At 66.6% G+C, this 21,586-nt stretch carries 19 protein-coding genes and 1 pseudogene; 14 read left to right on the top strand and 6 right to left on the bottom strand.

Annotation, left to right across the window (positions count from 1 at the left end; all coding sequences use genetic code 11):
- The 12 genes from BN972_RS19145 to BN972_RS19090 are packed head-to-tail and all read left to right on the top strand — an operon-like array spanning position 1 to position 12,722.
- Positions 1 to 870, top strand: a complete 870-nt coding sequence (locus BN972_RS19145; protein WP_036361419.1) for an MlaE family ABC transporter permease — start codon at positions 1 to 3, stop codon at positions 868 to 870.
- A gap of 4 nt (positions 871 to 874) precedes the next feature.
- A complete protein-coding gene (locus tag BN972_RS19140; RefSeq protein WP_036361417.1) occupies positions 875 to 2,203 on the top strand; it encodes an MCE family protein in 1,329 nt (442 codons plus the stop codon).
- On the top strand, positions 2,200 to 3,240 hold the full coding sequence (locus BN972_RS19135) for a virulence factor Mce family protein (RefSeq protein WP_036361415.1): 1,041 nt from the start codon (positions 2,200 to 2,202) through the stop codon (positions 3,238 to 3,240). Before BN972_RS19140 ends, BN972_RS19135 begins: the two co-directional genes overlap by 4 nt.
- Positions 3,237 to 4,799, top strand: coding sequence for a virulence factor Mce family protein (locus tag BN972_RS19130; protein ID WP_036361413.1), 1,563 nt, complete (start codon positions 3,237 to 3,239; stop codon positions 4,797 to 4,799). The genes BN972_RS19135 and BN972_RS19130 overlap by 4 nt, the downstream gene beginning before the upstream one ends.
- Positions 4,796 to 6,406, top strand: a complete 1,611-nt coding sequence (locus BN972_RS19125; RefSeq protein ID WP_036361412.1) for a virulence factor Mce family protein — start codon at positions 4,796 to 4,798, stop codon at positions 6,404 to 6,406. Before BN972_RS19130 ends, BN972_RS19125 begins: the two co-directional genes overlap by 4 nt.
- Positions 6,406 to 7,566 carry a virulence factor Mce family protein gene (locus BN972_RS19120; RefSeq protein WP_036361409.1) on the top strand — a complete coding sequence of 387 codons (1,161 nt, stop codon included), beginning with the start codon at positions 6,406 to 6,408 and terminating at the stop codon, positions 7,564 to 7,566. The genes BN972_RS19125 and BN972_RS19120 overlap by 1 nt, the downstream gene beginning before the upstream one ends.
- Complete coding sequence (locus tag BN972_RS19115; RefSeq protein WP_036361407.1) at positions 7,560 to 9,119, top strand: virulence factor Mce family protein; 1,560 nt, start codon at positions 7,560 to 7,562, stop codon at positions 9,117 to 9,119. The genes BN972_RS19120 and BN972_RS19115 overlap by 7 nt, the downstream gene beginning before the upstream one ends.
- Entirely contained in the window at positions 9,089 to 9,805 is a 717-nt protein-coding gene (locus BN972_RS19110; protein ID WP_036361405.1) for an Mce associated membrane protein, read from the top strand. The genes BN972_RS19115 and BN972_RS19110 overlap by 31 nt, the downstream gene beginning before the upstream one ends.
- Positions 9,802 to 10,779 (top strand): RDD family protein, encoded by a 978-nt coding sequence (locus BN972_RS19105; protein ID WP_036361403.1) that lies wholly within the window; start codon positions 9,802 to 9,804, stop codon positions 10,777 to 10,779. The genes BN972_RS19110 and BN972_RS19105 overlap by 4 nt, the downstream gene beginning before the upstream one ends.
- On the top strand, positions 10,776 to 11,327 hold the full coding sequence (locus BN972_RS19100) for a mammalian cell entry protein (protein WP_036361401.1): 552 nt from the start codon (positions 10,776 to 10,778) through the stop codon (positions 11,325 to 11,327). The genes BN972_RS19105 and BN972_RS19100 overlap by 4 nt, the downstream gene beginning before the upstream one ends.
- Positions 11,294 to 12,010 (top strand): hypothetical protein, encoded by a 717-nt coding sequence (locus tag BN972_RS19095; RefSeq protein WP_036361399.1) that lies wholly within the window; start codon positions 11,294 to 11,296, stop codon positions 12,008 to 12,010. The genes BN972_RS19100 and BN972_RS19095 overlap by 34 nt, the downstream gene beginning before the upstream one ends.
- Before the next feature lie 16 nt (positions 12,011 to 12,026).
- On the top strand, positions 12,027 to 12,722 hold the full coding sequence (locus tag BN972_RS19090; protein WP_036361398.1) for a YoaK family protein: 696 nt from the start codon (positions 12,027 to 12,029) through the stop codon (positions 12,720 to 12,722).
- Here BN972_RS19090 and BN972_RS19085 read toward each other — a convergent pair.
- The 4 genes from BN972_RS19085 to BN972_RS19070 all read right to left on the bottom strand — a co-directional run bounded on the left by BN972_RS19085 (position 12,696) and on the right by BN972_RS19070 (position 17,001).
- Positions 12,696 to 13,802: a phosphodiester glycosidase family protein gene (locus tag BN972_RS19085; protein ID WP_172831270.1), complete on the bottom strand. Its 1,107-nt coding sequence runs from the start codon at positions 13,800 to 13,802 to the stop codon at positions 12,696 to 12,698. The two genes, BN972_RS19090 and BN972_RS19085, sit on opposite strands and share 27 nt — an antisense overlap.
- 84 nt (positions 13,803 to 13,886) lie before the next feature.
- The gene (locus BN972_RS19080; protein ID WP_036361394.1) at positions 13,887 to 15,380 is read right to left on the bottom strand and encodes a YhgE/Pip domain-containing protein; all 1,494 of its coding nucleotides are present in this window, start codon (positions 15,378 to 15,380) and stop codon (positions 13,887 to 13,889) included.
- A gap of 53 nt (positions 15,381 to 15,433) precedes the next feature.
- Positions 15,434 to 16,159: a pirin family protein gene (locus BN972_RS19075; RefSeq protein WP_036361392.1), complete on the bottom strand. Its 726-nt coding sequence runs from the start codon at positions 16,157 to 16,159 to the stop codon at positions 15,434 to 15,436.
- 20 nt (positions 16,160 to 16,179) lie between these two features.
- Positions 16,180 to 17,001: a MarR family transcriptional regulator gene (locus BN972_RS19070; RefSeq protein ID WP_051545669.1), complete on the bottom strand. Its 822-nt coding sequence runs from the start codon at positions 16,999 to 17,001 to the stop codon at positions 16,180 to 16,182.
- A gap of 102 nt (positions 17,002 to 17,103) precedes the next feature.
- On the opposite strand from BN972_RS19070, the gene BN972_RS19065 reads away from it, so the two are divergent.
- Positions 17,104 to 18,246, top strand: a complete 1,143-nt coding sequence (locus BN972_RS19065) for an NAD(P)H-dependent amine dehydrogenase family protein (protein WP_080697004.1) — start codon at positions 17,104 to 17,106, stop codon at positions 18,244 to 18,246.
- On the opposite strand, the gene BN972_RS19060 is transcribed toward BN972_RS19065, so the two are convergent.
- Both BN972_RS19060 and BN972_RS19055 read right to left on the bottom strand, forming a co-directional pair.
- Positions 18,243 to 19,658 carry an alpha/beta hydrolase domain-containing protein gene (locus tag BN972_RS19060; RefSeq protein WP_036361387.1) on the bottom strand — a complete coding sequence of 472 codons (1,416 nt, stop codon included), beginning with the start codon at positions 19,656 to 19,658 and terminating at the stop codon, positions 18,243 to 18,245. The genes BN972_RS19065 and BN972_RS19060 overlap by 4 nt on opposite strands.
- A pseudogene (locus BN972_RS19055) lies at positions 19,655 to 20,769 on the bottom strand (sigma-70 family RNA polymerase sigma factor). Before BN972_RS19055 ends, BN972_RS19060 begins: the two are co-directional and overlap by 4 nt.
- Between BN972_RS19055 and BN972_RS19050 the strand changes: the two are divergent.
- Entirely contained in the window at positions 20,717 to 21,556 is an 840-nt protein-coding gene (locus BN972_RS19050; RefSeq protein ID WP_036361386.1) for an alpha/beta hydrolase, read from the top strand. The pseudogene BN972_RS19055 and the gene BN972_RS19050 sit on opposite strands and share 53 nt — an antisense overlap.
- The last annotated feature ends 30 nt before the right edge of the window (positions 21,557 to 21,586 follow it).

Here is a 21,586-nt window from a genome sequence, read left to right as displayed (position 1 = left end):
ATGTCGACTTCGGCGGTAGTTCGGGCGCGGTTCCCGCGGGCGGTAGCCAACGTCAACCGCTACGCCGGCGCGGTCACCCGGGGAGTCGACGAATCGGGGCAGCTCGCCTGGTTCTTCATGACCAGCCTCGGCCAGATACCGCACGCGATCAAGAACTACCGCAAGGAGACGCTGCGCCTGATCGCCCAGATCGGCATGGGCACCGGCGCGATGGCGGTCGTCGGCGGCACCGCCGCCATCGTCGGCTTCGTGACCTTGTCCGGTAGCTCGTTGGTAGCCATCCAGGGCTTTGCATCGCTGGGCAACATCGGTGTCGAGGCGTTTACCGGCTTCTTCTCCGCGCTGATCAACGTGCGCATCGCCGGGCCGGTGGTGACGGGCATCGCGCTGGCGGCGACCGTCGGCGCCGGTGCGACGGCGGAACTTGGTGCAATGCGAATCAGTGAGGAGATCGACGCCCTGGAGGTGATGGGCATCAAGTCGATCTCGTATCTGACGTCGACCCGCATCGTCGCCGGGCTGGTCGTGATCATCCCGCTCTACGCGCTGGCGATGATCATGTCGTTCCTGTCCCCGCAGATCGTCACGACCGCGCTCTACGGCCAGTCGACGGGAACCTATGAGCACTACTTCCGAACGTTCCTGCGCCCCGACGACGTCTTCTGGTCGTTCCTGGAGGCGATCATCATCGCGGCGATCGTGATGGTGACCCACTGTTACTACGGGTACAACGCCGGCGGCGGCCCCGTCGGCGTCGGTGAGGCTGTCGGCCGGTCGATGCGTTTCTCGCTGGTGTCGGTACAGGTCGTCGTTCTGTCCGCCGCGTTGGCGCTCTACGGCGTCAACCCCAACTTCGCACTGACGGTGTAGCGCCATGACAGGTCCGTTGAAAACCAACAAGATCAAGTCGCCGCCCTACAAGACGGTAGGCCTGGCAGCCTTCCTGGTGCTGCTGCTCATCTTCACGCTGGTCTACTTCCAGTTCCGCGGTGACTTCACCAAGAAGACCAATTTGACGATGTACTCCGACCGGGCCGGTCTGGTGATGGACCCCGGTTCGAAGGTGACCTACAACGGTGTCCAGGTCGGGCGGGTCGGCGATATCCAAGAGGTCCAGCGCAACGGCAAGCCGGCCGCGAAATTCACCCTGGAGATCTACCCGCAGTACCTGGGTTCCAAGGGCGTCATCCCGGAGAACGTGGACACGCAGATCAAAGCGACCACGGTGTTCGGCGGCAAGTACGTGTCGCTGACCACGCCGAAGGACTCGCAGGGAAACATCATCTCTCGCGGTCACCTCTCCGCTAAGAGCGAATTGCACGCCTCGGCCGTGACGACCGAGATCAACACGGTGTTCCAGACCCTGACCTCGATCTCGGAGAAGGTCGACCCCGTCAAGCTGAACCTCACCCTGAGCGCGGCCGCGCAGGCCCTGACCGGGTTGGGTGACAGGTTCGGGCAGGCGATCGTCAACGGCAACGTGATCCTCGACGACATCAACCCGCAGATGCCGCAGGCCCGCCGCGACATCCAGCAGTTAGCGGCCCTCGGCGACGTCTACGCCAACGCCGCGCCCGACCTGCTGGACTTCCTGAACAACTCGGTGCCCACGGCCCGCACGATCAACGCCCAGCAGCGCGACCTCGACCAGGCGCTGCTCGCTGCGGCCGGCTTCGGCAACACCGGCGCCGACATCTTTGAGCGCGGCGGACCCTACCTGGCCCGGGGTGCGGCCGACCTGGTGCCGACCGCCCAGCTGCTGGACACCTACAGTCCCGAGCTGTTCTGCACGCTGCGCAACTACCACGACATCGAGCCCAAGGCCTTCCAGTTCCTCGGCGGTAACGGCTACTCACTGAACAGCCACTCCCAGATCCTCTCGGCGCTGGGCGCGATGCTGAACCCCATCTCGCTGGTACCGCTGTTGCTGTCGCAGGTCGGCGGGCTTGCGGCGGGCCTCATCGGTGGGGCGCCGAACCCCTACACCTACCCAGAGAACTTGCCGCGGGTCAACGCGCGCGGTGGGCCGGGCGGCGCGCCCGGTTGCTGGCAGCAGATCACCCGTCAACTCTGGCCGGCACCCGAGCTGGTCATGGACACCGGGAACAGCATTGCGCCTTATAACCACTTGGACACCGGTTCGCCCTACGTACTCGAGTACGTCTGGGGCCGTCAAGTAGGGGATAACACGATCAACCCATGAAAATCACCGGTACCCTCGTCAAACTCAGCGCCTTCGCGTTCGTGCTGCTCCTATTCAGCATCATGATCATCATCGTGTTCGGTCAGATTCGCTTCGACCGGACAAACTCCTACACCGCCGAGTTCAGCAACATCAGTGGGTTGCGCAACGGCCAGTTCGTCCGGGCGTCCGGGGTGGAGATCGGCAAGGTAAGCAAGGTCGAGCTCATCGACGGCGGCAAGCGCGTGAAGGTGAACTTCAACGTCGACCGCGCGATCCCCCTCTACCAGTCGACCACCGCGCAGATCCGCTACCTCGACCTGATCGGCAACCGCTACCTGGAGCTCAAGCGTGGCGAGGGCGACGGTTCGGACAAGATCATGCAGCCGGGCGGGATGATCCCGCTGTCGCGCACGTCGCCGGCGCTGGACCTGGACGCGTTGATCGGTGGCTTCAAGCCCGTGTTCCGGGCGCTCAACCCGGACAAGGTGAACACGATCGCCGCCTCGCTCATCACGGTCTTCCAGGGCCAGGGCGGCACGATCAACGACATCCTCAACCAGACCGCCCAGCTCACCTCGCAGCTGGCCGAGCGTGATCAGGCGATCGGCGAAGTGATCAAGAACCTGAACACGGTGCTGGACACGACGGTTCGGCACCGCAAGGACTTCGACCAGACCGTCAACAACCTCGAGGTGCTGATCACCGGTCTGAAGGACCACGCCGACCCGCTCGCGGCGGGAACTGCGAACATCAGCAACGCCGCGGGGACGGTGGCCGACCTGTTGTCCGAGGACCGCGCCCTGCTGCACAAGGCGATCAACTACCTCGACGCAGTCCAGCAGCCGCTGATCGACCAGCGTCAGGAGCTGAACGACTTCCTGCACAAGGTCCCGACCGCGCTGAACCTGATCGGACGCGGCATTGGCTCCTACGGCGACTTCGTGAACTTCTACTCCTGTGACATCAGCCTCCGGATCAATGGCCTACAGCCCGGTGGGCCGGTCCGCACCGTCCGGCTCTTCCACCAGCCGACTGGAAGGTGCGCGCCCCAATGAGAACCCTGGAACCACCCAACCGGCTGAAGATCGGCCTCATGGGCATCGTGGTCACCCTGTTGGTCATCGGCGTGGGCCAGAGCTTCACCAGCGTGCCGATGTTGATGGCCAAGCCTTACTACTACGGGCAGTTCACCGACACCGGCGGCATCAACAAGGGCGACAAGGTCCGCATCGCCGGCATGGACGTCGGCAAGGTCGAGGCCATCAAGATCGACGGTGACCACATCGTGATGAAGTTTCAGATCGGCACCGAGAGCATCGGCACGGAGAGCCGGCTGAACATCCGCACCGACACCCTGCTCGGCAAGAAGGTGCTCGAGATCGAGGCTCGCGGCAACCAACCGTTGCGGCCGAACGGCGTGCTGCCGCTAGGCCAGAGCACCACGCCCTATCAGATCTACGACGCCTTCCTGGACGTCACCAAGGCGGCCACCGGCTGGGACATCGACACCGTCAAGAAGTCGCTGCATGTGCTGTCGGAAACCATCGACCAGACCTACCCGCAACTGAGCCCGGCGCTCGAGGGCGTTTCCAGGTTCTCCGACACGCTCGGCAAGCGCGACGAGGAGATCAAGCACCTGCTCGCCCAGGCCAACCAGGTGGCCAGCGTCCTCGGTGACCGCAGCCAGCAGGTGGACCGGCTGCTGGTCAACGCCAAGACCCTGCTGGCCGCGTTCAACGAGCGCGGCCGCGCGATCGACGCGCTGCTGAGCAACGTCGCCTCGTTCTCCACGCAGGTGCAGGGCCTGATCAACGACAACCCGAATCTCAACCACGTGCTCGAGCAGCTACGCACGGTCAGCGACTTGCTGGTCGAGCGCAAAGAAGACCTGGCGAACGGGCTGCTCATGGTCGGCGGCTTCCTGCCGTCACTCAACGAGGCGATCGGTTCGGGACCGTTCTTCAAGGTCGTCATCCACAACCTGGTGCCCGGCCAGATCATCCAGCCGTTCATCGACGCCGCTTTCAAGAAGCGTGGCCTGGACCCCGAGCAGTTCTGGCGCAGCGCCGGGCTGCCGGCCTACCGGTTCCCCGACCCGAACGGCACCCGGTTCCCCAACGGCGCGCCGCCACCGGCACCGCCGGTGCTGGAAGGCACGCCGGAGCACCCAGGACCGGCCGTCCCGCCGGGCACGCCCTGCTCCTACACGCCGCCCGCCGACGGGCTGCCGCGGCCGGAGAACCCGCTGCCATGCCTCGGGCTCAACATCGGGCCGTTCGGTGGCCAGGGCTTCCCGGCACCGCTGGACGTCCAGGCCTCGCCGCCGAACCCCAACGGTGTCCAGCCGGCACCGGGCATCCCGATCGCCGGACGGCCGGGCGATCCCGCACCGGACGTCCCGGGTACGCCCGTTCCGCTGCCGCCGAACTCACCCCCGGGCTCGCGCACCGAGCCGCTTGGCCCGGCGGGACCGGTGGGACCACCGTCGACATTCGCGCCCGGGCTGCCCCCGGGACCGCCGGCACCGCCCGGACCCGGCAACCAGTTGCCGGCACCGTTCATCAACCCCGGTGGCACCGGCGGTAGCGGCGCAGCGGGAGGTAGCGAGAATTGAGCACCATCTTTGACGTCCGCAACATCCGGCTTCCCCGGATGTCCCGGACCACGGTGGTCATCGGATCACTGGTGTTGGTACTGGCGCTGCTCGCCGCTTACTTCGGCTGGCAGCTGTACCAGAAGCTGACCAACAACACCGTGGTGGCGTACTTCTCCCAGGCGCAGGCGCTCTACGCCGGGGACAAGGTCCAGATCATGGGCATGAAGGTGGGCCGGATCGACAAGATCGAACCGGCCGGCGACAAGATGAAGGTCACCTTCCACTACGAGAACAAGTACAAGGTGCCGGCCAACGCCTCGGCGGTGATCCTGAACCCGACCCTGGTCGCCTCGCGGGCCATTCAGCTGGAGCCGCCCTACAAGGGTGGCCCGGCGCTGGCCAACAACGCGGTGATCCCGCTCGAGCGCACCCAGGTGCCGGTGGAGTGGGACGAGCTGCGCAACAGCATCACCAACATCATCTCTAAGCTGGGGCCCACCGAGGCGCAGCCCAAGGGGCCGTTCGGTGAGGTCATCGAGTCGTTCGCGAACGGCCTGTCCGGCAAGGGCAGGCAGCTCAACTCCACGCTGGACAACCTGTCGAAGGCACTGACCGCGTTGAACGAGGGTCGCGGCGACTTCTTCGCGGTCGTCAAGAGCCTGGCGTTGTTCGTCAATGCGCTGCATCAGGACGACAAGCAGTTCGTGGCGCTCAACCAGAACCTGGCGGACGTCACCGGCCGGCTGGCGAGTTCGGACCAGGCGCTGGCCAGCGCACTGCGACAGTTGGACAGCCTGCTGACCACCGTGCGTCCGTTCCTGGACAAGAACCGCGAGGTGTTGGCGCACGACATCAACAACCTCGCGACGGTGACGAACACGCTCCTGCAGCCCGAACCGCTGAACGGGCTGGAGACCGCGTTGCACGTCCTGCCTACGGCCGCGGCGAACGTCAACATGATCTACCACCCCTCGCACGGCTCAGTGGTGGCCGTCCCGGAGATCACCAGCTTCGCCAACCCGATGCAGTTCGTCTGCAGCTCGGTGCAGGCCGGTAGCCGGCTGGGGTACCAGGAGTCGGCAGAACTGTGTGCGCAATACCTGGCGCCGGTTCTCGACGCGATCAAGTTCAACTATTTCCCGTTCGGGTTGAACACGTTCAGCACGGCCGAGATCCTGCCGAAGATGGTCGCGTACTCCGAGCCGCGGCTGCAGCCGCCCAACGGCTACAAGGACACCACCGTGCCCGGTATCTGGGTGCCGGACACCCCGTTGTCGCACCGCAACACCCAGCACGGCTGGATCGTGGCACCCGGCATGCAGGGCACGCAGGTGGGCCCGATCACCGCCGGTCTGCTCACGCCGGAGTCACTGGCCGAGCTGATGGGTGGACCCGACATCGAGCCCGTCCAGTCCACGCTGCAAACGCCGCCGGGACCGCCCAACGCCTACGACGAGTACCCCGTGGTGCCGCCGGTCGCGCTGAACGCGCAAGTTCCGGTACCGCCGCCGGCGCCGGGACCGAACGTGATCCCCGGGCCGGTCGCACCGACACCCGCCGCGCCGGGACCGCCGCCCCCAGCACCGGTCGGCGCACCGCTGCCCGCTGAGGCAGGAGGTCAGTAATGGGCTTGCTAGGTAAGTTCCGCTACCGCAGCTGGCAGGTGCTGGTGCTGTTGGTGTGCGCGGTGCTGCTGAGTTCCTGTGGGTGGAAAGGCATCTCGCAGGTCGCGATCCCGGGCGCACCGGGCAGCGGCGACGGCGCCTACGTCGTGTACGCGCAGGTTCCCGACACCCTGGCGATCAACGGCAACAGCAAGGTGATGGTCGCCGACGTCGAGGTGGGCTCCATCCGCAAGATCGAGCTGAAGAACTGGATTGCGACGCTGACACTGGGCTTGAAGAAGGACGTCAAGCTCCCCAAGAACGCGCTGCTGAAGATCGGCCAGACCAGTTTGCTGGGCTCGCAGCATGTCGAGCTGATCTCGCCCCAGCAACCGCAAGGACAGCTCAAGAACGGCGACACGATCCCGCTGAAGAACTCGTCGGTATACCCCAATATCGAGCAGACGCTGGCCGTTGTCTCGCTGATCCTGCGCGGCGGCGGCATTCCCAACCTGGAAGTGCTGCAGAACGAGATCTACGCGATCTTCAAGGGGCGTGGCGAGCAGATCCGCGGCTTCCTGAACAAGCTCGACACCTTCACCCGCCAGCTCAACGAGCAGCGTGACGACATCACCCATGCCATCGACTCGACCAACCGGCTGCTCAGCTACGTCGGCAACCGCAACGATGTGCTGGAACGGGTGCTGACCGACTTCCCGCCGTTGCTCAAGCACTTCGCCGACACGAAGAACCTGCTGATCAACGCGGTGGACTCGGTGGGCCGGTTGAGCGCGGCGGCCGACCAGTACCTAGGCGAGGCGCGCGGGAACCTGCACACCGACCTGGAGTTGCTGCAGTGCCCGCTGCGGGAACTCGGTAAGGGTTCGCCGTACCTGATCGGCGCACTGAAGCTGATCCTGACGCAGCCGTTCGACATCGACGCGGTGCCGAAGATCTTCCGCGGTGACTACCAGAACGTGAACGCCACGATCGACGTCACGCTCAGCGCGGTTGACAACGCGGTCCTGACGGGCACCGGGTTCAGCGGGGTGCTGCGCGCGATCGAGCAGTCGTTCGGCCGCGACCCCGAGTCGATGATCCCGGACGTCCGCTACACGTCGAACCCCAACGACGCGCCGGGTGGACCGCTGGTGGAAAGGGCGGAGCGAGGCCAATGCTGACACCGTTCATCAAGCGCCAGCTATGGATCTTCCTGGCCCTGACCGTGGTTGCCCTGTCCGTGCTGGGCATCTACTACCTGCAGGTGCCGACGCTGGTCGGGATCGGGCGCTACGACCTGAAGGCCGACCTGCCGGCCTCGGGCGGCCTGTACCCGACGGCGAATGTGACCTACCGCGGCATCACGATCGGCAAGGTCACCGAGGTCGAGCCGACACCTACCGGTGCCCGGGCGATCCTGAGCATCGACAGCCGGTACAAGATTCCGATCGACGCCACGGCCAACGTGCACTCGGTGTCGGCGGTCGGTGAGCAGTACCTCGACCTGGTGTCGGAAGGCAACCCCGGGCAGTTCTTCCGTTCGGGCCAGACGATCACGAAGGGCACGGTTCCCAGCGAGATCGGTCCGGCGCTGGATACCGCGAACCGCGGGCTGGAAGTGCTGCCCAAGGAGAAGATCCCGCAGCTGCTCGACGAAACCGCGCTGGCCGTTGGTGGACTGGGCCCGGCGCTACAGCGGTTGACCGACGCCACTCAGGCGCTGGTCGGCGACTTCCACAACCAGATCGGTGACATCAACGACATCATCCAGCACTCTGGTCCGATCCTGCAGAGCCAGGTCGACTCGGGCAGCTCCATCGAGCGGTGGGCGCGCAACCTCAACACGCTGGCGGCCCAGAGCGCGGCCGAGGATCAGCACCTGCGCAGCGTGCTGACGCAGGCCGCTCCGACGGCTGACCAGGTCAACGAGGTGTTCACCGATGTGCGGGATTCGCTGCCGCAGACGCTGGCGAATCTCGAGGTGGTGTTCGACCTGCTGAAGCGCTACCACAAGGGCCTCGAGCAGGTGCTGGTGTTCCTGCCGCAGGGCGCCTCGATCGCGCAGACGGTAGCCGCGCCGTTCCCGAACATGGCCGCGCTGGACCTGGCGCTGGCGATCAACCAGCCGCCGCCGTGCCTGACCGGTTTCATCCCGGCCGAGCAGTGGCGGTCGTTCGCCGACACCAGCCCGCAGCCGTTGCCGGTGGGGACGTATTGCAAGATCCCGATGGATACCCCGGCCAACAGCGTGCGCGGCTCGCGCAACATCCCGTGTGTCGACGTGCCCGGTAAGCGCGCCGCCACACCGCGGGAGTGCCGCAGCACCAAGCCGTACGAACCCGCGGGCACCAACCCGTGGTACGGCGACCCGAACCAGCTGCTCAGCTGCCCGGCGCCGGCGGCTCGCTGTGACCAGCCGGTGAAGCCCGGCCTGGTGGCCCCGGCGCCGTCGGTGAACAACGGGTTGAACCCCCTGCCGGCCGACCGGCTGCCACCGGGCGGGTTGACACCACCGCCGATTAGCGACCCGTTGACCCGCCCCGGCACCGGGGCAGTGCAGTGCAACGGCCAACAGCCCAACCCCTGCGTCTACACTCCGGGCGGACCTCCTTCGGCGGTCTACAGCCCACAGAGTGGCGAGCTGGTGGGGCCCGACGGCGTTAAATACTCCGTCGAAAACTCAACCAAAACAGGAGACGACGGATGGAAGGAGATGCTGGCGCCAGCCGGCTGAACCCCATCGACGAGGACGATTCACTGACGGCCACGGCGACGGACGAGGATTCGGCGACCACAGCGGCCGAGGCTGAGCCCGACGCTTCGGAGACCGAAGCGTCCGAGGAGACCGAAGCGTCCGAGGAGACCGAGGAATCGCCCGACGAGCAAGCTCCGGCTGAGGAACCGGCTGTGGAACGCCGTCCCTCGCGGGTGAATCGCACCTGGCTGGCGGGAGCGGCGGCGCTGCTCCTGCTGGCCGCCGGCGGGATCGGGGCCGGCGGATATTTCGCGTTGCGGTCACACCAGGAGATCCAGACGTTTGCGCGCAACGATGCGCAGGCGTTGCAGATAGCAAAGGACTGCGTCGCCGCGACGCAGGCGCCCGACACCAGCAGCATGGCCGCCAGTGAACAGAAGATCATCGACTGCGGCACCGACCAGTACCGCACCCAGGCGCTGCTGTACAGCAGCATGCTGGTGCAGGCCTACCAGGCCGCCAACGTGCATCTTCAGGTGTCGGATATGCGCGCGGCCGTCGAGCGCAACAACCCGGACGGCAGCGTCGACATCCTCGTCGCGCTGCGCGTGAAGGTGTCCAACGACGAGGCGCAGAACCAGGAGACTGGCTACCGGTTGCGGGTGAAGATGACGCCGACGGAGGGTAGTTACAAGATCTCCAAGCTCGACCAGGTGACCAAGTGACGGTGGTGGTCGAAGACATCCCGACCACGGACACCGCGCAGGACCTACCCGAGAAGGCCGCGGCGCCGTGGCGGTTGCGGGCCGCCGCGTTCTGCGTGGACGCCCTGCCCGGCCTCGCCGTGATCGCCACCCTGGCGCTGACCTCGTTCGCGCTGCCGGCCCGCAGCCCCTGGTGGTGGACATGCGTGTCGGTCCTGGCGGCCATCGTGCTGCTGGTGCTGGTCAACCGGTTGCTGCTGCCCACCATTACCGGCTGGAGTTTGGGACGCGCATTGTTCGGCATCGCGGTGGTGCGGCGCGACGGCACGCAGATCGGCCCATGGCGGTTGCTGGTCCGCGAGTTCGCGCACCTGATCGACACCGCGGCGCTGCTGATCGGCTGGCTGTGGCCGCTGTGGGATTCCGAGCGCCGCACCTTCGCCGACATGCTCACCCGCACCGAGGTGCTTCGGGTGGTCCCGCACGAGCGGCCCGCGAAGGTTCGGCAGTGGACCGCCGTGACGCTCCTGGTCGCAGCCACGCTGTGCCTGGACGCCACCGGGATTGGGTACCAGGCGGTCTACGCCCAGGCGCAGGCCGGTGACCGCGCCCGCGCCGAGATCTCGACTCAGGGCCCCAAGCTGGTCGCCCAAATGCTGACCTATGACCCGGCCACGTTGCACGCTGATTTCGCCCGCGCGCTGGCATTGACCACCGATCGATACCGTCCCGAGCTGGCCGCCCAGCAGCGGGCCGTGGAGAAGGGCCATCCGGTCATCAACGAGTACTGGGTCTCGGCCAGCTCGGTGCTGTCCGCGACGGCGGATCGGGCCGCGATGCTGCTGTTCATGCAGGGCCGGCGCGGCTCCGGGAACGACGTCCGCTACATCACCGCCAGCGTCCGGGTGAAATTCGCCAGAGATTCCCAGCAGCACTGGCGGGTGGACGATCTCACCGTCCTGGCCAAGCCGAAGCCGCCGGAGAATCCAAAATGAGCCCGCGCCGCAAGTTCAGACCCGGCGAGGAATCGCTGCTTGTCGCCCAGCCGATCCCGCGGCGGCGATGGGAACTGCCGCTTGTCTCGACGTTCGCCGCGTTGGTGATGGTCGCGGCGATCACGGTATCGACCCTGATGTTGGTCGACCATGTCGTGCGGGACCGTACCGCCGAGCGGGAGACCTCGGCGGTCAATTACGTGAAGTGGTTCATGACCGGCTTCACCTCCATCGACCCGTTCCACGCGAACGACTACATCGATCGGGTGCTGGCCCAGGCCACCGGCGACTTCCACAAGCAGTACGAGGAGAAGGCCAACGAGATCCTGCTCCAGGTGGCGCGCGCGGAACGGGCCACCGGCACGGTGCTGGAGGCCGGCGTAGAACGATGGAACGACGACGGCAGCGTCACCGTGCTGGTCGCCACCGACGTAACCTCCAAGTCGCCGGACGGCAAGCAGGTCTTCGAGAACACCAACCGTTGGTCGGCAACAGCTAAGCAGGAAGGGAATCAGTGGAAGATCAGCAACCTGCAGCAGGTGATCTGACCGTCGACAAGGCCACGGAAGCCGAGCCCACGGAAGCCGAGGCCACGGAAGCCGAGCCCACGGAAACCGAGCCCACGGAGGACGGTGCCACCGAAGAGACCACCGACGAGTCTGACGAGGCCGCGGCTACCGAGGCAGCTCCCAAGGAAAAGAAAACTAAGAAGAAGCGGACCGGGCGGCGGCTGGCCGCCGTGTTCGCCCTGATCGCGGCGCTGTTCGTCGGCTCTGCGGCCTTCGCCGGGGCGACCGTCCAGCCATACCTGGCCGAGCGGGCCACCATCGAGGTCAAGCTGAAGGTGGCGCGTGCAGCGGCGAGCGCGATCACCACATTGTGGAGCTACACGCCGGAGAACATGGACAGCCTGGCCGATCGCGCCGCGAACTACCTCGCCGGCGACTTCGGTGCTCAGTACCGCAAGTTCGTCGACCAGATCGCCGCGCCCAACAAGCAGGCGAAGGTCACCAACTCCACTGAGGTGACGGGGGTGGCGGTCGAGTCGCTGGACGGCCCGAATGCCGTCGCGATCGTGTACACCAACACCACCACGACCAGCCCGCTGACCAAGAACATCCCGGCACTGAAATACCTGTCCTACCGGTTGGTGATGAAGCGCGACGACGACCGCTGGAAGGTGACCCGGATGACCACCGTCACCCAGCTGGATGTGACCCCGCACCTGTAGCGATATCGGTTCCGCAATGGTCGTCGCATCCCCGGTGTCCAACCGGTTGACCGTGACGGCGCTGCTGTTGCTGACCTTCTCGACCGGACTCGCCGACGCGATCAGTGTGCTGGTACTCGGGCATGTGTTCGTCGCCAACATGACCGGCAATGTGATCTTCCTGGGCTTCTGGTTCGCCCCGAACACCACCGTCGACCTCACCGCCGCCGTCGTGGCGTTCCCCAGCTTCGTCACCGGCACCATCGTCGGCGGACGGTTGATGCGGCACTTCGGCGAGCGCACCAGGCCGTGGCTGACCGCCGCGTTGGGCACCGAGGTGGTGCTGCTCGCGGCTTTGTCGGTGCTCGCGGGCACCGGGGTGCTGCGCTATCACGACAACACCAAACTCGTCCTGATCGGCGGCATGGCGATCGCGTACGGCGTGCAGCATTCCACCGCCCGGCAGTTCGGCATTCAGGAGCTCACCACCACCGTGCTGACCTCGACGATCGTCGGCCTCGGCGTAGACAGCCGGCTGGCCGGGGGAACCGGACAGCGCGAGAAGCTGCGCTACAGCGTGGTGTGCACAATGTGCGCGGGGGCGGTGGTGGGTGCCACGCTCACCTGGATCACCGTCGCACCGGTGCTGGCGCTGGCGGCGGCCGTCGTGGCGACCAGTCTGCTGATCTTCCGGTACGGGCCGGACTCAGTTGAACGCGAGCCAACTCGGTAGCGCCCGCTCGCGCGAGTCGCACAGCACCTGACGGGTGTCGCACGAGCCCTTCGGTGATCCTGCGCCGGCCCACATCCCACCGGTGTCGCGACGCAGCACGATCGCCGACGAGCCACCGCCGTCGAGCAGCACCGCGGTGTCGCTGCCCAGGCCGCGGAACAGATCCTGGATGTTGTCGGGGGTGTAGCTGCCGCCTTCGAAGACGTACATCTCGTCGCGCTGCTTGGCGTAGGCCAGCGCCGTCCGCGCCGCACTGGGACCACCGTCATGCAGTTGCCCGGTATTGCCCGGCGACAGCAGGCCGATTCCGGCCACCGCGACGAACTTGGCGTTCTTGTTCAGCAGGTCCTCGACGACCGGTGTGGCCAGGTCGTAGTCTTCTCTGCCCTTGGGACGCAACACGTATGGCGCACCACCGACCGGCAGGATCATCGTCGTCAGCGAGGTCCAGGACTCGTTGCCGCCGGACAGACCCTGCTTGCCCGGGTAGGCGGCGGTTCCGGTGACGGCCTGGTTCGCGCGGCCCTGGCCGTTGGTGTTGTCCACGAAGGCGCCCAGCGGGGAACTGCAGCCGGTGCTGCGCCAGGAACCGCCCTTCTGCCCACGGACATCGAAGAAGTTGGCGTTGATGGCGATCGTGGGTTGTCCCATGCGCTGCCACGCCTGCAGCGGCGGATAGATCTCGGATGCCTGGTAGAGCCCTTCGCCGGTACGGGCGCCCGGGTTGTTCTCGCAGCGGGCCTGGTCACCCCGGTGGGTGTCGACCAACAGGTGCGGCTGCAACCGCGACGACGCGTTCTTGATGATCATCAGGTGGCCACCGTTGTTCATCTCGTACCAGTGGCCGGACCCGTCGAGCAGCGGCATCGGGTGGCCGCCGCCGAAGTTGTACACCAGGTAGGAACCCTTGGTGGTGGCAATGGCCTGCTCGAGCAGCTCCCGGGCGTCGGCGGCGTGGGCGACCGGTTGCCCGGTGGTGACGGCCACGGCAACGCAGATTGTCAGCGCGGCGAAGCTCGCCGTCAGCCTGCGCAAGACCGCGGATGGGGTCGGCACGGGGAGCCCTTTCGGCCGCAAAATCCGGAACTACCATCCAAGGATTAGTCACATCTGTCACACTGTCAACTTTAGTAACAGGTGCGTGACGGTTGGGCCGCGCCGGAATTACGTTTGCTTGCTTGAGGATTCGGGCTTAGGGCCGGTTTCGGGTGCCGGTTCGGGCTCGGTTTCCAGCTTGCTCTCGGGCTCCGGCTTGCTCGCGGGCTCCGGCTCGGGCTCGGGCTCCGGCTCGGGCTCGGGCTCGGGCGCCTGGTCGGCTTGCGCCTCCTTGCGCTTGCGCGCCTGATGCTGAGCCTGGTGTTCGGCGGCGATCGCCAGCGCGACTGCTCCCTGGATCCGGTGGAAACCCTTGCGGTCGTACATCACGGTGACGATGCCCCCCAACAGCAGGCCGATGACCAGCCCGATCGCCGTCATGAGCAGCGCCTGCGACAGACCGGCTTCGGCATGGCCATTGAGATACAGCAGCGACCGCACCCCCAGGAACACCTGATGCATCGGCTCGAACTCGGCCAGCCAGCGGAAGAAGGACGGAGTGGCTTCCAGGGGCACCGTCGCGCCCGCCGACGGCAGGCCCAGGATCACGAAGATCAGCATGCTGACCAGCAGGCCCATCGAACCCAGCACCGCGATCAGCGAACTGGACGTGATGCCCACCGCGCTGATCGCGAACACTCCGAACAGCCACAGCTGCCAGCCCTGGGGAATGGGCATGCCGAGCTTGTGGGCGATCGCCATATAACCCCCGGATGTCAGCAACGCCAGGGTCACCATCAGCCCCCACTTGACGAGCAGGGTGCGGAATCGGGAGATGTGCACCTGCTCGGCGAACCGGTAGACCGGACCGAATTCGGCTGGTACGTAACCGAGCATCGAATCGACGAGCGTGCTCACCACGATGCTGCCGGTGAACCCGGCCAGCAACAGCAGGAGGGCATAGTAGAAAGCCGACAAGCCGTTACCGGTGCCGTTGGGTAGCGGGTTGTACACGTTGACCTTGACATCGATCGGATTGGCCAGGGCCAGCATCGATGCGCCGGCCAGTGGCGCACCGCCGGTCTGGGCAGCCACATCCGCCGTAAGCCGTTCGCCCACTTTGCCGTTCGCCACGCCCACGGCCTGAGTGAAGGTCTGGCTTGCGATGCTTGAGCCCAACGTGCCGGCCCGTGGGTTGGTCGAGATGGTGATGAAGGGCCGCTCGGCGCGATTGGCGGTCACCGCGCTCTCGCCGAGATCTCGCAACTGCGACGAGAATCCGGGCGGAATGACCAGCTCGCCGTACACCTGGGCCCGGTCCAGCAGTTGCTTGGCCTCGGCCTGCGTCACCAACCGGACGTCGAACTTCTCCTTGTCCAGGCTGCCCACCATGCCGTCGGCGATCTGTTTGCCGTAGGGGCCGGCGTCCTGGTTGACGATCGCGATCGGGAAATGCCGCAGGTTCGTGGTCGGATTCAAGATGCCGCCCAGGTACAGCGCGGACAGCGCGGACATCAAGGCCAGGGTGATAACGATCGGCGCCAGCCAGAACCGGACCGTGCGAAGCGCCTTGGTGCTCCGGTTGGGTTTGGGCGCCGCGTGCCGGGCGTGTTTCTGAGACATGCGGGGCTCCTGTCTGTCGTGCCCACTCTAATGTCGGTCCGCTCTAGTGTCGGTCAGCCGCCCAGCCTCGCGTGCATCTCCCATGCCAGCACCTCAGCGGGCTCCGTTGCGATCAGGCGTCGCCCGTCGGCGTCGGTCAGTCGGACCGCGTCGCCCGGTCCGAGGTCACCGACGCCCTCGCACGTCACTGTGCCGCGAGCCGCGAACACATGCAGATACGGTGCCGCCGGCAGGTCGACGGTGTCGCCGGTGTCCAGTCGGGCGACGTGCAGCGCCGCGCCCCGCTGGTGAAGTTTGATGGCGGCGTCGTGCCGGGCGATGCCCGAGGCGATGGTGACCAGCCCACCGCGCAGCAGGTGGTCGTCGATCTGCTGTTGCTGATAGCCCGGCGCGATGTCGTACTCGTCGGGCTGGATCCACATCTGCACGAAATGCACTGGCCGCGTGGCTGAATCGTTCTTCTCCGAGTGCAGGATCCCGCTGCCGGCCGACATCCGCTGTGCCAGCCCGGGATAGATCACGCCCTGATGGCCGGCGGAATCCCGATGCGCTAGTTCACCTTCCAATACCCAGGTGACGATCTCCATATCGCGGTGCGGGTGGGTGTCGAAGCCGGTGGCCGGTGCCACGACGTCGTCGTTGTTCACCAGTAACAGCCCGTGGTGAGTGTTGTCCGGGTCGTAGTGGTCGCCGAAAGAGAACGAGTGTCTGGACTCCAGCCATGGTGTTCTGGTGACGGCCCGGTCGGCGGCGCGCCGAATATCCCCGGTGGCAGTCATGGCTCTCACAGTAATGACTGCTACGTCGGCGCGGTCAGTAGCCGCTGGGCATGCCGCAGTGTGGTCTCGAGCTCGACCAGCGTCATGCCGGCGGCGCCGCCGAGGTGGATCTCGATCTGATACTCCGGCTGGCCGTCCCGACCGAAGATCGGCAGCACCACGAATTCCGTTGCGTTCAGCTCGGTTTCGAGTACATCGGTGACCGACCGCAGCGTCATCATCGTCATCAGCGTCCTGAGTTGCCGGGTCACCCACTCGGTAGGCCCCAGCGACGCCAGCACGGCGGCCAGCCGGTCGTGCAGCGATTGGTGGGTGTCGTCGAACCGCCACGCGCCGTAGCCGCGGGCCCGGATGTCGGCCAGCACGCGACGGTGCCCGGCGATCTCGACGGGCGTCGGCGGTGGTGTCACCCTGCGCAACCATGCCTGCACGGAGTCGTCGTCACGCCATGCCATGGCGACCAGCCCGAACGGCGGGTCGATTCCAAAGCGCTGACCGACGGCGTGTTCCCCGTCGGTGCCGTGGCCGACGGTGTCGACGGTGACCAGGTGTCGTTCGCCGATCTTGGACATCGAGCACCCCGAGCCGAGCGTTTCGTGCAGGAAGTTCAGTGCAGCACGGCCCCGGTCCAACAGCGGAAACTGCCGCCGTAACCCATGCACAAGTCCGAACAGTCCACTGCCCAAGGTGTAGCGCCGGTCGTCGCGGCGGGCCACCCAGCCGCGTCCTTCCAGCTCGCTCAGTATCAACGAGCAGGTGGAGGTGCTGATCCGGCAGTGCTTGGCAAGCTCGGCCGAGGACCGGGGCGCGGGCGAATCCGCCAGCGCGGCAAGCACATTCATCACCCTGGTCGTCGGCGGCGATTTCACGGTTGACGTCACCGGTGCCGGCTCCCTACCATCCGTCCAAAATATTGCATTATCAATCCTAATAATAGGAGAACAATGTTGAAGGTGGGGGTGTGGGGGCCGGGCTCGATGGGCCTGATCGCGCTGCGTGGGGTCATCGACCACCCGCAACTGCAATTGGTCGACTTGGTGGTGCACAGCGATGCCAAATCCGGTCGGGACGCCGGCGAGCTCTGTGGCGTGCCGGCCGTGGGCGTGGTGGCGACCCAGGATCCCGCGGCGATGCTGGCCGGCGACGCCGACGTGGTGGTGTATGCCGCCGCCGCCAACCTGCGCCCGGTGGAGGCCATTGCGGACATGGCATCGATCCTGCGGGCCGGCAAGAACGTGGTGTCGTGCTCGGTGGTGCCGCTGGTGTTCCCGGACGCACCGGAACCGGAGCGTCAGGCGCTCACCGAGCCATTACGAGAGGCCGCCCTGGCCGGCGGTGCCTCGTTCTTCACCACCGGCATCGACTCAGGATTTGCCAACGATGTTCTCCCACTTGTGCTTACGGGTGTGTCGCGGGTGATCCAGTCCGTGCGGGTGACGGAGATCTTCAACTACGCCACCTACCCCGACCGGGCCGCGGTGTATGAGATTCTCGGCTTCGGCCAGCCGCCGGAGGTCACGCCGTTCGCCGCCACGCCCGGGATCTTCACCTTCGGCTGGGGTCCGGTGCTGCATCAGTTGGCCGCCGGACTGGATGTCCAGATCGACCGCATCGAGGAAAGCGTCGAACGCCTCGCCAGCCCGACAGCCTTCGATACGCCCACCGGCCACATCGCTGCGGGCACCATCGCCGCGATGCGCTCCACCCTGACCGGGTACGTCGGCGAAACGCCGACACTGGTTGTCGACCATGTGACCCGGATGCGCGACGACATCGCCCCGGACTGGCCCCAGCCGCGCATCAGCATCGAGCCCAAAGACCTGGGCTTCGGGCCGGCCTCCGGGCGCGGCCTGTATCGCGTGGAGATCGACGGATCGCCCAGCATGCGGTGCGAATTCGAGATGGCCGAGGACCATGACCACGATCTCGGTGCCCGCATTGCGGGTGCGTCGCGCATGGTCAACGCGATCCCCGCGGTGTGTGCGGCCAAGCCCGGGCTACTGTCCGCCCTCGACCTGCCGTTGGTCACCGGCGCGGGCCTGGTGCGCGCGGTGGCCGGCCCCCCGCCGGACAGCCGGCTGTTCTAGTTAGTGGGGTAGGCCGCCGCCGCGAGCTGCAGGATCTCCTCGCGGTCTGCGGCCAGGATGAAGCCAGCTTCGATAGCCCGGTCGAGTGCGGCGGTGAAGCCCGCGACGTAGTCCTGAGCTCCGCCCGGGTAGAGGCGTTGCAGTGTCGCGTCGTCGAAGGGTTCACCCGAGCCGAAGATGGCCGCCATGATGTTCTCGTCGGTGGTGACCCCGGTGGTGCGGGCGATCGGGACATCCACCCACGGGGTCCGCACGCCGCCGTCGGCGATGCCGTGGCCATCGAGCACCGGCTCAGGATGTCCGTCGGGATGGCCATCGCGCACGGTGAGCGGCGGGCCGCTCGGCGGCGGGGTGCCGGTGCGCACCCAGGTGTCGAGGGCGGACACCGATGCCTGGACGACGTAGTGGTGTTGCGGGCCGAAGTTGATGAAGTGCCCGAGCTGCTGACCCATCAGGTTGTCGGTCGGCGCCCACGCGGCCACCAGCGCTTCGAGCGGTGCGGAGCCGGAATCGATGGCTGCGACCTGGATCGTGTAGTTGTCGGCGTGCGCCGCGCCGGCGATCTCCCACACCCGCAGCAGGTCGTGGTCGGGTTGGCGGGCCCCGTAATAGCCCTGACGTCCGGCACCGTACAGGTCGGTTTCGGTGATGATCGCCATCAGCGGCACCCGCAGATCCGGCCGGAACCTCACCGCCGGCGCCGCGCTGGCGTTTTGCAGCTCTTCGAAGATCGAGCTGTTGTCGAGCGGCCCGACGGGGCCCAGGCGGGAATGCACCAAGAAGCCGTCGTACGCCTTGGCCAGCGGGTCGACCGCATTGATGTAGGTGGTGAGGAACATGGCCGACTGGGATTCGCCCAGCGCGATTACGCGTTCGGCCCTCAGCCCGCCCAGCACGCCGTCGGCTGCACTGTCCCGGACCAGGCCGCCGATCTGGGAGAAGATGTCGTACGCGAACGCGTCACCGGGATGGCTCAGGGCGGCGTAACGCGTCGGGTTCTGGCTCTTGAGGGAGAGATCGAATCCGAGCAGGTTCTGCCCGCCGTCCACGCCGACCTTCTGCGCGGAAACGGTGATGTAGGTGTAGCCCGTGCGCAGCACCTCGCGGTGAGCCATCATCCACACCGCGGGAGCGTCGATGCCGCCGCTGACGTTGAGCCATTCCACCAGCGCCGTCCCGTTGAACCGGGCCGGATCGGCCGGCGTGAGAACCACCATCCGGGTGGTGTATTCGGCTGTGTCCGTGGCGGTTACGCTCCACCGGCCGTCTTGGCCCGGTTCGGACGCCAGGGCGAAGGACGAGGCGGTCCCGGACACGAAGAACTCCTGCGCGACGTAGCCCACCTCCCCGATGTCGAAGGCGCCCAACAGCAGCGTCGGAGCACCTGCCACCGGCGTAACCTCCGGCTTCACAGCGACTCCGGCAGGCCGAATTTGGCGAACAGGGATCCGTCGAGAAAAGCCACCACGTGGGAGACCCCGTCCGGCCTGATGTCGAGCACGTGCAGCTGGAACGGCACGTGGTGCTCGCCCGAGCGCATGTACATGGCGGCGCCGGGCTGCCCGTTGGCTTCGAACGGGATCATGCGCATGTCGCCGGGCAGCTCGGCCGGGCATTGCTGATGGATGAGCGCGATGATGTCCCGTGCACCCTGGTACCAGCCCGTGTAGGGCGGCATCTCCCAGATCGCCTCGGCGGTGAACAGATCGACCAGCTTGTCGATGTCATAGGACTCGAAGGCGGCGATGTAGCGGGCCAGCAGGTCCTGCGCCTCGGCCGAATCCGGCGCCACTAACCGATCGTCGGCGCTGGGCGCGACAGCGTCCATCTGGGTGCGCGCCCGCTGCAGCAGGCTGTTGACGGCGACCGTGGAGGTGCCGATCGCTTCGGCGACCTCAGCCGCCTTCCACTGCAGCACGTCGCGCAGCAACAGCACCGCGCGCTGCCGCGGCGACAGATGCTGCAGCGCGGCGACGAATGCCAGTCGCACCGATTCCCGGGAGCCGACGATGTCCGACGGGTCCGCTGCCGCTTGCGGAAGTGGTTCCAGCCAGGGCACTTCGGCGCGCTCCACCAACTCGTCCTTGGGGTCCGAGCTGGGTGCGCCGAGCCCCGTCGGCAACGGCCGCCGCTGCCGTCCCTCCAGCGCGGTGAGGCAGGTGTTGGTGGCGATGCGGTGCAGCCAGGTGCGCACCGAGGACTTCCCTTCGAACCGGTCGAAGGATTTCCAGGCCCGCAGCAGCGTCTCCTGCACCAAATCCTCCGCGTCGTGCAAGGAACCGGTCATCCGGTAGCAGTGCGCCAGCAGTTCACGGCGGTAGGGCTCGGCATGGGCGGAGAAATCCCCACCGGCCCCCCCGGGCTTTCGCCAATCGGATTCTCAGCGAGGACACTCACCCGTCTGAGGTTACGCAGCATCTCTGACAAACACAGCGAGAGGAGCGTTCGGCAAACCCGTAAGCTGCCCGTGATGACTACCACCCGTTCTGAACGGACCTTCGATGGCGTCGGTGGCGTGCGCATCGTCTACGACGTTTGGACCCCGGATGTTCCGGCGCGTGCAGTGGTGATCCTTGCGCACGGATTCGGTGAACACGCCCGCCGCTACGACCACGTCACGCAGCGGTTGGGCGCGGCCGGCCTGGTCACCTACGCCCTCGATCACCGCGGCCACGGCCGCTCGGGCGGCAAGCGGGTGCTGGTAAGGGACGTCGCGGAATTCACCGCCGACTTCGACACCCTGGTAGGTATCGCCACCCGGGAGAACCCGGGCGCCAAGCGCATCGTGCTCGGGCACAGCATGGGCGGCGCCATCGTGTTCGCATACGGAGTGGAGCGGCCGGACAACTACGACCTGATGGTGCTCTCGGCGCCGGCGATCGCCGCCCAGGAGATGGTGCCGGGGGTGGTGGCGCTGGCCGCCAAGGTGCTCGGCGTGCTGGCGCCCGGCCTACCGGTACAGGCCTTGGACTTCAACGCGATCTCGCGGGACCCCGACGTGGTGAGCGCCTACAACAACGACCCGCTCGTCTACCACGGCAAGGTGCCCGCCGGGACCGGTCGCGCGTTGCTTCAGGTGGGCGAGACGATGCCGCAGCGGGCCCCGGCGTTGACGGCCCCGATGCTGGTGGTGCACGGCACCGGGGACACGCTGATCCCTATCGAGGGCAGCCGCCGCCTGGTGCAGTGCGTGGGTTCGGCCGACGCCGCACTGAAGGAATACCCCGGGCTGTACCACGAGGTGTTCAACGAGCCCGAGCAGAACCAGGTGCTCGACGACGTGGTGTCGTGGATCAATCTGCGCCTGTGAATAGCGAACTCGAGATGTCCGGGGGCTGCG

This window comes from Mycobacterium asiaticum DSM 44297, from assembly GCF_000613245.1.
Classification (GTDB): Bacteria; Actinomycetota; Actinomycetes; order Mycobacteriales; family Mycobacteriaceae; genus Mycobacterium; species Mycobacterium asiaticum.
The sequence above is the reverse complement of the archived record's forward strand: the minus strand, read 5'-3'. Positions and strand labels throughout refer to the sequence as shown.